This window comes from Streptomyces sp. AF1A (assembly GCF_047340315.1).
Lineage (GTDB): Bacteria > Actinomycetota > Actinomycetes > Streptomycetales > Streptomycetaceae > Streptomyces.
Map to the genome: position 1 here is coordinate 1 of NZ_JBLEBI010000200.1, position 12,239 is coordinate 12,239.

Here is a 12,239-nt window from a genome sequence, read left to right on the forward strand (position 1 = left end):
CACCGGAACCGTCACAGGACGGCCACCGACCGCCGCCCCGCCCCTTCCGCCAACCCCAGGCACTGGAGAAAAACCTTGACTTCCATCCGCGTGACCGGCCTGCGGGTCCGGCATCGCAGAACGCTCGCCCTCGACTCCGTCGATCTGGATCTCGGCACCGGTGTGCACGGGCTGCTCGGTCCGAACGGGGCCGGGAAGACCTCGCTGATCCGGGTGCTGGCCACGGTCGCCCGGCCGGACGGCGGGCGGGTGGAACTGCTCGGCCGGGACACCGCGGACCACCGCGCCCGGTCGGCGGTGCGGCGCCGGCTGGGCTATCTGCCGCAGGAGTTCGGCTACTACCCGGGGTTCACCGTGCGGGAGTTCGTGGCGTACGTGGCCTGGCTGAAGGAGGTGCCTGCCGAGCAGGTGCCGGCCGCCGTGGAGCGGGCCGTGGCCCGGGTGGGCCTCGCGGACCGCATCGACGTCAAGGTCAGGACGCTGTCCAGCGGCATGGTCCGGCGCGTCGGCATCGCGCAGGCCGTCGTCAACGAACCGGACCTGCTGCTCCTGGACGAGCCGACCGCCGGGCTCGACCCCGAGCAGCGGGTGGAGTTCCGCGACCTGCTGCGCGAGTTGGGCCGCACGGCGACCGTCGTGGTCTCCACGCATCTGGTGGAGGACGTGGCTGCCGCCTGCACGGAAGTGACCCTGCTGGACGGCGGCCGGATCGCCTACCGGGGCACGCCACAGGCGCTCACCCTGCTCGGCGAGGGCTCCGACGGCCCCGGCGACCATCCGATCGAGCGCGGCTACACCGGCGTGCTGCGGGCCCATCGCGCGGGCGCGGCCCGGGAGGGAGCGCGATGACCACCCCGCGTACCCCGCGCACCACCACGACCACGGACACCACGGGAACCACAAACACCACCACGGGCACCACAGGCGCCAGGGGCATCACCATGGACACCAGAGGCACCACAGACACCGCCCGCGCCACCCCCTCCCGCACACCGCACCCGCTGCGCGCCGAGGTCCTGCGCGGTTTCGCCCCCTGGTCCGGCGCCGCCGTCGTCCTCATGCTCGGTGTCGTGCTGGCCGGCACCGCCGACCGCTGGCAGGGCGACTGGATCGCGACCGCGGCCACCGTGCACACCGCCCTGCTGATCACCATGCCGCTGGCGGCCGCCGCGGGCTGCTGGCAGGGCGGGCGGGAGCGGCGGCGGCGCACGGAGGAGCTGTGGGGGACGGTCGTACGGGCGCCCCTCGCCCGCTTCCTGGCCCCGGCCCTGCCCCTCGCGCTCTGGACGGCCGCCGGATATCTGGCCGCGGCGGGCCTGGCCCTGCTGTCCACGTGGCCGTACGCCACGGGCGACCGGCCGCATCCCGGGCAGCTGCCCGGGGACACGGTGGCCGTGGCGGCGGCGGCGCTCGCCGGTCATGTGGTCGGCCGGGCGGCGCCCTCGCGGCTGGCCGCCCCGCTGCTGGCCACGGCGGGCTACGTGGGGCTCGGCATCCTGACGGCCGGGAGGTCGGGAGCGGGCCGCTACCTGAACCCGACCCTCCTGGCCGACGGCGACGTGCTGCCGGTGTGGTGGCAGACGTGGGCGATGGCGTGCTGGACGGGCGGGCTGGCGCTGGCCGCCGTGCTGGCGTACGCGGCCCGGCACCGGGTGGCGGCCGTGCTGCCGCTGGCGGCCGCCGTGGCCGCGGGCACCCTGCTGGTGCAGACCGGGGACGGCCTGTGGCACACCGACCCGCTCGCCCGCCGGCAGGTGTGCGACACGTCCACCACACCGGCGGTCTGTGTGAACGCCCGGTACGCGAAGCTGCTGCCGCAGGTCAAGACGGCACTGTCGGGGATCACCGGCAAGCTGGAGGGGGTGCGCAACGTACCGGCGCGCTGGGCGGACCGCCCGGACCCCCACCACCGCGACGAGGTGCGGCTGCCGATGCTGACGCCGGTCGGCTGGTCGGTCGTACGGGGGCGGCTGACGGATCCACAGCAGTACGCGTGGGAGGCCGCCGCCGCGCTGGAGCGGCGGCCGGAGCAGTGCGAGGACCCGCGCGTGCTGGAGCTGGACGAGCTGGTCGAGCACTACCTGGCCCCCAGTCCCGGCGAGTCGTACTTCGACGACCTGGACGCGCACGGCTCCGCGGCGAGGCGCGCCGCGCTGCGCCGGCGGGTGGCCGCCCGGGCGCACCTGGCGTCGATGGGCGCGCGGGAGCGCCGGGCGTGGCTGTCGGCGTACTTCGCGACGGCGGGCGGCTGCGACGTCCGGGGGGTGCCGTCGCTGTGAACGGCCTCGTCCTCTACGCCCGCTCCCGCGCCCTGCCCTTCGCGCTCGCCGCGCTGGCCGGGACCGCCGCCTTCGCGGTGTGGGCCGCCGGCCGCCTGGACGCCTACCTCGACCCGGAGCGCAGGGTGCCGATCGTCGCCCTGGCCCCGCTGCTGGCAGCGGCCGTGATCGGCACCAGCCTGCACTCGGCGTCGGACACGCTGGACCGCACGGCCGTACGCCCCTGGTGGCCACGGCGGCTGGCGCACCTGGCCGCGCTCACCGCGCTCGCGGCCGCCCTGCTCGCACCGGCGGTGCTCGGGCACGCCCAGACCTTCGGGGCCCCCGCCGTGGTCCGCAACGTGCTGGGCTGTACGGGGATGACCGCGGCGGCGGCCGCGGTGCTGGGCGCCCGGCTGAGCTGGCTGCCCGCCTTCGCCTACGTCTCCGCCGTCTATCTGGGCGGCGGGCATGCGCACGGGCGCGCGGCCACGGTGTGGGCGTGGCCGATGCAGCCGGTCGCGCAGGCCGGTGCGTGGGCGGCGGCGCTGACCGTGTGCGCGCTGGGCAGTGCCGTGTACGTGGCGCGCGGTGGGCGCGCCGAGGGACCCCGCGGCTGACCCCGGCCGCGGGGATGCGCCCGGGGAGCCACGGGGGTGCTTCCCGGGTGTGCGAAGGCCCGGATCGTCAGGCGGAGATGCCGTCGATCCGGGCCAGGGCGTCGTCCGCGCCGTACGGCTGCAAGTAGGGCAGCCAGCGCGGGTCCCTATGGCCGGTGCCGATGATGCGCCAGGCCAGCCCGGTGGGCGGGGCGGGCTTGTGGCGCAGCCGCCAGCCCAGCTCGACGAGGTGGCGGTCGGCCTTGACGTGGTTGCAGCGGCGGCAGGAGGCCACCACGTTGTCCCAGACGTGCTTGCCCCCGCGGCTGCGCGGGATGACGTGGTCGACGCTGGTTGCGACGCCACCGCAGTACATGCACCGGCCCCCGTCCCGCGCGAAGAGCGCGCGCCGGGTAAGAGGAACGGGTCCCCGATAGGGAACCCGGACGAAACGCTTGAGCCGGACCACGCTGGGTGCGGGGACTGTGACGGTTGCGCTGTGCAGAAAGGCGCCGGACTCCTCGAGGCAGACAGCCTTGTTCTCGAGGACGAGGACGAGCGCGCGGCGGAGCGGTACGACGCCGAGTGGCTCGTACGACGCGTTGAGGACCAGGACATGCGGCACGGGTGCCTCCTTGGGCGTCGGCGGCGCGTGGCTCGCGCCGGGACGATCTGCAGCCAGTCTCCCCTCATGCCTGGTGGACGCGCCACCATGTCCCGGTAACGGGCTGGGAGTGTTTTCGACCACACCCTGATTCATCCCCCGGATCATGGCCTGTTCAAGCCGGGGTGAGCCGTGTCTCTCCTGCGGCTCTCCTCGGCGGATCCGCACAGGGCACACACAATGCCCCGTTAGTGTGGTGGTCCTGTCCGTCCGGTGACCTTTCCGTGACCCCGAGGGACCTTGAGGGATTTCGAGCGGCCTTGAAGGGCCTTGAAGGACCCCGAAACCCCCTGAGGGACCTCGAGGACCCCGTCCCGAAGACCTTGACCGCCCCGCCGGTGCGGACTCGCGCAGCACCATGGAGGTACCTGCCGTGTCGTCCTTGCCCGCCGTCCTTCTGGCCGTCGGCGCATCGCCGTCCCCGTCCCCCTCCGGGTCGACACCGCCGCCCGTTCCCACGCTCCAGGACGCCCAGCAGAGTGCGACGCACGCGGCGAGCTGGGTCGAGCGCAACTGGTCGACGTGGCTCGCGATGGGTCTGCAGATCCTGCTGATCCTGGTGATCGCGGTCGCGCTGAGAGCGGTGGTGCGGCGGGCGATCACCAAGCTGATCGACCGGATGGGCCGCTCCCCGCAGGCCTCGGACGGCGGCTCGCTGGGCGGTCTGCTGGTCAACGCCGAGCGGCGCCGGCAGCGGTCGGCGGCGATCGGCTCGGTGCTGCGCTCGGTGGCGAGCTTCCTGATCCTCGGCACGGCCGCGCTGATGGTGCTGGGCACCTTCAAGATCAATCTGGCGCCGCTGCTGGCGTCGGCCGGTGTGGCGGGCGTGGCGATCGGTTTCGGCGCCCGGAACCTGGTCACGGACTTCCTGTCCGGCGTGTTCATGATCCTGGAGGACCAGTACGGCGTCGGTGACGTGATCGACGCGGGCGTGGCCTCGGGCGAGGTGATCGAGGTCGGGCTGCGGGTGACCAAGCTGCGCGGCTCGGACGGCGAGATCTGGTACGTCCGCAACGGCGAGGTCAAGCGGATCGGCAACCTCTCCCAGGGCTGGGCGACGGCCGGCGTGGATGTCACCGTGAAGGCGTCCGAGGACCTGGACCGGGTCAAGGCCACGCTCGACGACGTCGCCGAGCACCTGTCCAAGGAAGAGCCCTGGAACGAGATGCTGTGGGGCCCGGTCGAGGTCCTCGGCCTGGACTCCGTCCTCATCGACTCCATGGTGGTGCGGGTGTCGGCGAAGACGATGCCGGGCAAGGCGCGCACGGTGGAGCGCGAACTCCGCTGGCGCATCAAGCGGGCCTTCGACCGGGCGAGCATCCGCATCGTGGGCGGCGCGACCTCCGTGGAGGACGCCGAGGACGCCCCCGACCCCGCCGCCGCGGTGGCGCCTCCGTCGACGTTCGCCGACACGGACTCGCCGCAGGCGGCGGCAACGGCACCGATCGCTTCGCAACGAGCGACGCCGCCCGGGAAGTAGGGAACGGCTTCAGCACACTGAACTGAACCCCGCACCCCGCCCCGAGGTAACGACTCCGTTTCCTCGGGGCCGTTGTGTATTGACGCCCCCTTCGCCCTGGGCTTACGTTCCTCCCACCCCAATAGGAAAGTTTCCTAACAGTGATCTCCGGCGGGCAGTGATCAAGACTGGACGTCATGGCCAGGTCACTGAAAGGCTGAGCGGCTGGAAAGGCAGGTGTCGACCCCATGGCTGGAACCGCCGGCACGCCGGGCACCCCGCGCGTCCTGCGCGCCATGAACGACCGCGCCGCCCTGGACCTGCTCCTGGAGCACGGGGCGCTCTCGCGCACCCGGATCGGCAAGCTCACCGGCCTGTCCAAGCCCACCGCCTCCCAGCTGCTGGCCCGCCTGGAGGCGGCCGGGCTCGTCCGGGTCACCGGCACCAGCGAGGGGCGCCCGGGGCCCAACGCCCAGCTGTACGCGGTCAACCCCGGTGCCGCCTACGCCGCCGGGCTCGACGTCACCCCCCACCGCATCCGCGCCGCCGTCGCCGACGTCACCGGCCGCACGGTCGGCGAGTTCGAGCTGCCCACCCCGGGACGCCGGCCCGCGCAACCGGTGGTCCGGCAGGTCACCGACGCCCTCGACGGCGCCGTGAAGGCGGCCGGCCTGGCCCGCGGCGACGTGCACCGGCTGGTCATCGGCACCCCCGGCGCCTTCGACCCGAACACCGGGCGGCTGCGCTACGCCTCCCACCTGCCCGGCTGGCACTCCCCCGCGCTGCTCGACGACCTCGCGGCGGCGCTGCCGATGCCGGTCGAGTACGAGAACGACGTCAACCTCGTCGCCCTCGCCGAACAGCGGCTCGGGGCCGCCCGGGGCCACGAGGACTTCGTACTCCTGTGGAACCAGGAAGGGCTCGGCGCCGCGCTCGTCCTCGGCGGCCGGCTGCACCGCGGCTGGACCGGGGGCGCCGGCGAGGTCGGCTTCCTGCCGGTGCCGGGCACGCCCCTGGTGCGCCAGGTGACCCGGGCCAACAGCGGCGGCTACCAGGAGCTGGCCGGCTCCCAGGCGCTGCCGAAGCTGGCCCGCGAACTCGGCGTCGAAGACGTGCCGTCCGGCCCCTACGCCGAGGCGGCCGCCGCGCTCGTGGCCCGGGCCGCCGACCACGCGAGCGGCCCGCACCGGGAGCTGCTGCGGACCTACGCGACCCGGCTGGCCACCGGTCTGGCCTCGCTCGTCTCCGTCCTCGACCCCGAACTCGTCGTCCTCAGCGGTTCCGCCCTGACGGCCGGCGGCGAGGTGCTGCGCGCCCTCGTCCAGGCCGAACTGGAGGAGCTGGCGGCGGCCCGCCCCCGGCTCGTCGTCGGCGACGTCCGTGAACACCCCGTCCTGCGCGGCGCGTTGGAGTCCGCGCTCGCCACCACCCGCGACGAGGTCTTCGACACCTCGCGCTGAGCGCCCCCTCTCTGTCCCGACCCCCGTCCCTGGGAGACACCGCCATGCCCGAAGCCATACCTTTCGCTGTCCGAAAAGCGGCTTTTGCCGTGGCCGCGTCGCTGGCCCTGCTCACCACGGCCTGCACCGGCCAGTCCGGCTCCGGTGCCACGGACGACCCCTCGAAGGACACCACGATCAACTTCTGGCACGCCTGGAGCGCGCCGAACGAGGTCAAGGCGGTCAACGCCCTGGTCGCCGGCTTCGAGAAGACGCACCCCACCATCCACGTGAACGTCGTCGGCAACATGACCGACGACAAGATCAACCAGGCGCTGCGGTCGGGCGGCGCCAAGGCGCCCGACGTGATCTCCTCCTTCACCACCAACAACGTGGGCAAGTTCTGCTCCTCGGGCGCGCTGGTGAACCTCAACCCCTTCTTCCGGAAGGCGGACGTCGACCCGGAGAAGACGTTCCCGAAGGCGATGAACGAGTACACCCAGTTCGACGGCAACCGCTGCACGGTGCCGCTGCTCGGGGACGCGTACGGGCTGTACTACAACAAGACGGCGTTCCGGAAGGCGGGCATCGCGAACCCCCCGAAGACCTGGTCGGAGTTCGAGGCCGACGCCAAGAAGCTGACGATCCCCGCCGGCGGCTCCTACCGGCAGCTCGGCTTCATGCCGGACTACCACGGCTGGGAGTCCACCACCGAGCACTACTTCGCCCAGTTCTCGCCGACGTACTTCGACAAGAGCGGCAAGTCGAACGTCGCCGAGGACCCCGCGTTCGAGCAGGGGTTCGCGCTGCAGAAGCGGCTCGTGGACGAACTCGGCGGATTCCAGAAGCTGGAGAGGTTCCGGGCCACCCTCGGCGACGAGTGGGGCCCCAAGCACCCCTTCCACACGGGCCAGGTCGCCATGCAGCTCGACGGCGAGTGGCGGCTCGGCATGGCCCTCGCGGCCAAGCCGAAGTTCGACATCGGCGTCGCCCCGCTGCCCGTGCCGGACGACCAGGCCGCCCAGTACGGCAAGGGCTACATCACCGGCACCATCGCGGGCATCGCCGCCACCAGCCGCAAGCAGAACGCGGCCTGGGAGTTCGTCAAGTACATCACCACGGACACCGACGCCGTGGTCGGCTTCGCCAACGACATCCACAACGTGCCCTCCACGCTGGCCGCGCTGAAGTCCCCGAAGCTGAACTACGACCCGCGGTTCAAGACCTTCCTCGACATCGCCGCCGACCCGGACTCCACCACCACACCGGCCTCCGTCAACGGCGGCCAGTACCTGGTGACGATCCAGCAGTTCGGCTACGACTACGAGAGCGGCAAGGTCACCGATCTGAAAGCCGGTCTGAAGAAGACCGCCGCGCAGATCGACACGGACATCGCACAGGCGAAGTGACCATGAGCGCGGTCACCCTGTCGTCGAAGCGCCGCCGGGCGGCGCTGCGCACGGTCGCCTTCATGTCGCCGTGGCTGATCGGGTTCGCGGTCTTCTTCGCCTACCCGCTGATCTCCACGGTCTACTTCTCCTTCATGCACTACGACGGCTTCCGGCCGCCGTCGTGGAGCGGGGGGAAGAACTGGACGTACGTCTTCGAGCACTACCCGCTGTTCTGGCCCGCCCTGCGCAACACGCTGTGGCTGGTGGTGGTGACGGTGGCCCTGCGGGTGGTGTTCGGGCTCGGCGTCGGCCTGCTCATCACCAGGATCAGGACGGGCACCGGCGTCTTCCGCACCCTGTTCTACCTGCCGTACCTCGCCCCGCCGGTCGCGGCGACCATGGCCTTCGCCTTCCTGCTCAACCCCGGCACCGGCCCGGTCAACTCGATCCTGGAGAAGATCGGCGTCCCGGCCCCGGGCTGGTTCAACGACCCCTCGTGGTCCAAGCCGGCCCTGACCCTGCTGGCGCTGTGGGGCGTCGGCGACCTGATGGTCATCTTCATGGCGGCGCTGCTCGACGTGCCGACGGAGCAGTACGAGGCGGCGGAGCTGGACGGCGCCTCCGCGTGGCAGCGGTTCCGGTACGTGACGCTGCCGAACATCTCCCCGATCGTGATGTTCGCCGTCGTCACCGGCGTGATCCAGACCATGCAGTACTACACGCAGCCGCTGATCGCGGGGAAGGTCGCCTCCGGGGTGATCCAGGGCGCGGGCACCCAGTTCGAGCCCGGCTACCCGGACAAGTCCACGCTCACCCTCCCCCAGCTCGTCTACAACCTCGGCTTCCAGCGCTTCGACTACGGCTCGGCCTGCGTCGTCGCCCTCGTGCTCTTCGCCCTGTCGATGGCGTTCACCGCACTGCTGATGCGGCGCCGGGGCGGCCTGATCCAGGCAGGTGACTGACCATGACCCAGGTACTGGACCAGCCGGTCAAGCCGGCGCCCCCGATCGTCTCCGGGGCGGAGCGCACGGCCCGGCGCCGCGCCCTGCTGCACTGGATCGCGGTGCACTCCCTCGGCGTCGCCGCCGCGCTCTTCTTCGCGCTGCCGTTCGTGTTCGTGCTCCTGACCTCGCTGATGAGCGACACCCAGGCGCTGAGCCGGGACCTGATCCCGCACACCTGGGAGTGGGGCAACTACCGCAGGGTCTTCGACACGCCCGGCTTCCTGACCTGGTGGCGGAACACGCTCCTCTACGCCGGCCTCGGCACGGTGCTGACCGTGGTGTCGTCCATCCCGGTGGCGTACGCGCTCGCGAAGTTCCGCTTCCCGGGCCGGAACCTGTCCCTCATGCTGGTGATCTCGATGATGATGCTGCCCCCTCAGGTGGTCATCATCCCGATGTACCTCTTCTGGGCGAAGCAGTTGGACCTGTCCGGCACGCTGTGGCCGCTGATCATCCCGATGGCGTTCGGCGACGCGTTCTCCATCTTCCTGCTGCGCCAGTTCCTGATGACCATCCCGAACGAGTACCTGGACGCGGCGAGGGTGGACGGCTGCGGGGACCTGCGCACCCTGCTGAAGGTCGTGCTGCCCATGGCGAAGCCGGGGATCGCGGCCGTGGCCCTCTTCCAGTTCTTCTACGCCTGGAACGACTACTTCGGCCCGCAGATCTACGCGTCCGAGAACCCGGGCGCCTGGACCCTCTCCTACGGCCTGGAGTCCTTCAAGGGCGCCCACCACACCGACTGGAACCTCACCATGGCCGCGACCGTGCTGGTCATGGCCCCCGTGATCCTCGTGTTCTTCTTCGCCCAGAAGGCGTTCGTCGAGGGCGTCACGCTCACCGGAGTGAAGGGTTAGACCGTTCATGATGTGCGCTCCCGCCGGACGGCCCCCGGACCCCCGGCCTCTGATCACCGCCCCCGGCACCAGGAAGCGAGGGATCCTCCCGTGAAACTCACCGTGGTCGGCGGAGGCTCGACCTACACCCCCGAACTCGTCGACGGCTTCGCGCGCCTGAGGGACGTCCTGCCCATCGAGGAGCTGGTCCTGGTGGACCCGGCCGCGGACCGCCTGGAGCCGGTCGGCGGCCTGGCCCGGCGGATCTTCGCCAAGCAGGGGCACGACGGCCGCGTCGTCACCACCGCCGACCTGGACGCCGGCGTCGACGGCGCCGACGCCGTGCTGCTGCAACTGCGCGTGGGCGGCCAGGCGGCCCGGCAGCAGGACGAGACGTGGCCGCTGGAGTGCGGCTGCATCGGCCAGGAGACCACCGGGGCGGGCGGCCTGGCCAAGGCGCTGCGCACCGTCCCGGTGGTCCTGGACATCGCCGAACGGGTCCGCCGCGCCAGCCCGCGCGCGTGGATCATCGACTTCACCAACCCGGTCGGCATCGTCACGCGCGCGCTGCTGCAGGCCGGGCACCGGGCGGTCGGGCTGTGCAACGTGGCGATCGGCTTCCAGCGGAAGTTCGCGGGCCTGCTCGGGGTGACCCCGGCGGACGTCCACCTCGCGCACGTGGGCCTCAACCACCTCACCTGGGAGACGGGCGTACGGCTCGGCGGCCCGGAGGGCGAGGACGTGCTGCCGAAGCTCCTCGCCGAGCACGGCGAGGCCATCGCCGACGACCTCCGCGTCCCGCGGGCCCTCCTCGACCGCCTGGGCGTCATCCCGTCCTACTACCTGCGCTACTACTACGCGCACGACGAGGTCGTCCGCGAGCTGGGCACCAAGCCGTCCCGGGCGGCCGAGGTCGCCGCCATGGAACGGGAGTTGCTGACGATGTACGGCGACCCGGCGCTGGACGAGAAGCCGGCGCTGCTCGCCAAGCGGGGCGGCGCCTACTACTCGGAGGCCGCCGTGGACCTGGCCGCGGCGCTGCTCAGCGGCAGGGGCAGCCCGTACCAGGTGGTGAACACGCTCAACAGGGGCACGCTGCCCTTCCTCCCGGACGACGCGGTGATCGAGGTGCAGGCGGCGGTCGGACCGGCGGGTCCCACGCCGCTGCCGGTGCCGGAGCCGGACCCGCTCTTCGCGGGCCTGATCGCGAACGTGACGGCGTACGAGGAGCTGGCCCTGGAGGCGGCGCTGCGCGGCGGCCGGGACCGGGTGTTCCGCGCCCTGCTCGCCCATCCGCTGATCGGCCAGTACGCGTACGCCGACGCCCTCACCGACCGCCTGATCGCACACAACCGGGAGCACCTCGCGTGGGCCTGACCTCGACCGACACCGCGAGCGTGCTCGCCATCGACGCGGGCAACAGCAAGACCGACGTGGCCGTGGTCAGCTCCGCCGGAGCGGTCCTGGCCACGGCCCGCGGCGGCGGCTTCCGCCCGCCCGCGGTGGGCGTGACCGCGGCGCTGGACGCGCTCGCCGAGCCGGTGGACCGGGCGCTGGCCGAGGCGGGCCTGGCGTCCGTCACACACGTCTCCGCCTGCCTGGCCAACGCCGATCTGCCGGCGGAGGAGGAGCAGTTGGCCGCGGCGCTCGACGCGCGGGGCTGGGGGTCGTCGGTGGCGGTCCGCAACGACACGTTCGCGATCCTCCGGGCGGGCGTGGCCGAACCCCGGGGCGTCGCGGTCGTCTGCGGCGCCGGCATCAACTGCGTGGGCATGCGCCCCGACGGCCGCACCGCCCGCTTCCCGGCGGTCGGCCGGATCTCCGGTGACTGGGGCGGCGGCTGGGGCCTGGCCGAGGAGGCGCTGTGGCACGCGGCCCGCGCGGAGGACGGCAGGGGCGGGCCGACGGCCCTGTCCCGCACCCTTCCGGCGCACTTCGGCCTGCCGTCCATGTACGCGCTCATCGAGGCCCTGCACCTGGAGCGCCTCGCGCACGAGCGGCGGCACGAGCTGACGCCGGTCCTCTTCGCGACGGCGGCCGACGGCGACCCCGTGGCCCGCTCGATCGTCGCCCGGCTCGCGGAGGAGGTGACGGTGATGGCCACGGTCGCCCTCGCCCGCCTGGACCTCCTCGACGAGGAGACGCCGGTCCTGCTGGGCGGCAGCGTCCTGACGGCCGGCCACCCCCAACTCGACGACACCGTGCGCGACCTCCTGACCGCCCGCGCCCCCAAGGCCGACCCCCGCATCGTCACCGCCAGCCCGGTCCTCGGCGCGGCCCTGCTGGGCCTGGACCACCTGAACGCGGCCCCGGAGGCGCAGCAACGGGTCAGAGGGCACTGGGAAAAACCCTGACCGGGCCCCGCCCCTTCCCACCACCGCCCCGCTCGGCCACGCACACCGCGGCGGACACCGGCCCGGGCGACCCGCCCACCGCGAACACCGAGACCGGGCGGGCCCCGAGCCCCAGCCGGGCCCTCACAGCGCGCCAAGCCCCCGGGCGCCGCCTCCGGGACCCGCCGGACCGGGGCCGCAGGCACGGAAGCGGGCGGGCGGGCTCCGCAGACCGCCCCGACCGAGCCGGCGACCG

11 protein-coding genes are annotated in these 12,239 nt (G+C 72.8%); 10 read left to right on the forward strand and 1 reads right to left on the reverse strand.

Annotated features, from left to right (window positions below; translation table 11 throughout):
• Window positions 1–75 precede the first annotated feature (75 nt).
• Genes ACLU3S_RS32085 through ACLU3S_RS32095 form a run of 3 tightly spaced genes read left to right on the forward strand, consistent with a single transcriptional unit; the run spans window position 76 to window position 2,878 of the window.
• Complete coding sequence (locus ACLU3S_RS32085) at window positions 76–849, forward strand: ABC transporter ATP-binding protein (protein ID WP_413955490.1); 774 nt, start codon at window positions 76–78, stop codon at window positions 847–849.
• Window positions 846–2,279 (forward strand): hypothetical protein, encoded by a 1,434-nt coding sequence (locus ACLU3S_RS32090; RefSeq protein ID WP_413955491.1) that lies wholly within the window; start codon window positions 846–848, stop codon window positions 2,277–2,279. Before ACLU3S_RS32085 ends, ACLU3S_RS32090 begins: the two co-directional genes overlap by 4 nt.
• Complete coding sequence (locus ACLU3S_RS32095) at window positions 2,276–2,878, forward strand: hypothetical protein (RefSeq protein WP_413955492.1); 603 nt, start codon at window positions 2,276–2,278, stop codon at window positions 2,876–2,878. Before ACLU3S_RS32090 ends, ACLU3S_RS32095 begins: the two co-directional genes overlap by 4 nt.
• A 67-nt stretch (window positions 2,879–2,945) precedes the next feature.
• On the opposite strand, the gene ACLU3S_RS32100 is transcribed toward ACLU3S_RS32095, so the two are convergent.
• Entirely contained in the window at window positions 2,946–3,482 is a 537-nt protein-coding gene (locus tag ACLU3S_RS32100) for an HNH endonuclease (RefSeq protein WP_067236479.1), read from the reverse strand.
• Window positions 3,483–3,879: 397 nt separating this feature from the next.
• Here ACLU3S_RS32100 and ACLU3S_RS32105 point away from each other — a divergent pair, with 397 nt between their 5' ends.
• The 7 genes from ACLU3S_RS32105 (at window position 3,880) to ACLU3S_RS32135 (ending at window position 12,004) form a co-directional block, all read left to right on the forward strand.
• Window positions 3,880–5,001 (forward strand): mechanosensitive ion channel family protein, encoded by a 1,122-nt coding sequence (locus ACLU3S_RS32105; RefSeq protein ID WP_413955493.1) that lies wholly within the window; start codon window positions 3,880–3,882, stop codon window positions 4,999–5,001.
• A gap of 227 nt (window positions 5,002–5,228) precedes the next feature.
• Window positions 5,229–6,440, forward strand: a complete 1,212-nt coding sequence (locus ACLU3S_RS32110; protein ID WP_413955494.1) for an ROK family transcriptional regulator — start codon at window positions 5,229–5,231, stop codon at window positions 6,438–6,440.
• A gap of 44 nt (window positions 6,441–6,484) precedes the next feature.
• On the forward strand, window positions 6,485–7,828 hold the full coding sequence (locus ACLU3S_RS32115; RefSeq protein ID WP_413955495.1) for an ABC transporter substrate-binding protein: 1,344 nt from the start codon (window positions 6,485–6,487) through the stop codon (window positions 7,826–7,828).
• A gap of 2 nt (window positions 7,829–7,830) precedes the next feature.
• Complete coding sequence (locus ACLU3S_RS32120) at window positions 7,831–8,772, forward strand: carbohydrate ABC transporter permease (RefSeq protein ID WP_413955496.1); 942 nt, start codon at window positions 7,831–7,833, stop codon at window positions 8,770–8,772.
• A gap of 2 nt (window positions 8,773–8,774) precedes the next feature.
• A complete protein-coding gene (locus tag ACLU3S_RS32125) occupies window positions 8,775–9,671 on the forward strand; it encodes a carbohydrate ABC transporter permease (protein WP_413955497.1) in 897 nt (298 codons plus the stop codon).
• 90 nt (window positions 9,672–9,761) lie between these two features.
• The gene (locus ACLU3S_RS32130; RefSeq protein WP_413955498.1) at window positions 9,762–11,027 is read left to right on the forward strand and encodes a 6-phospho-beta-glucosidase; all 1,266 of its coding nucleotides are present in this window, start codon (window positions 9,762–9,764) and stop codon (window positions 11,025–11,027) included.
• Window positions 11,018–12,004: an N-acetylglucosamine kinase gene (locus ACLU3S_RS32135; RefSeq protein ID WP_413955499.1), complete on the forward strand. Its 987-nt coding sequence runs from the start codon at window positions 11,018–11,020 to the stop codon at window positions 12,002–12,004. The genes ACLU3S_RS32130 and ACLU3S_RS32135 overlap by 10 nt, the downstream gene beginning before the upstream one ends.
• The last annotated feature ends 235 nt before the right edge of the window (window positions 12,005–12,239 follow it).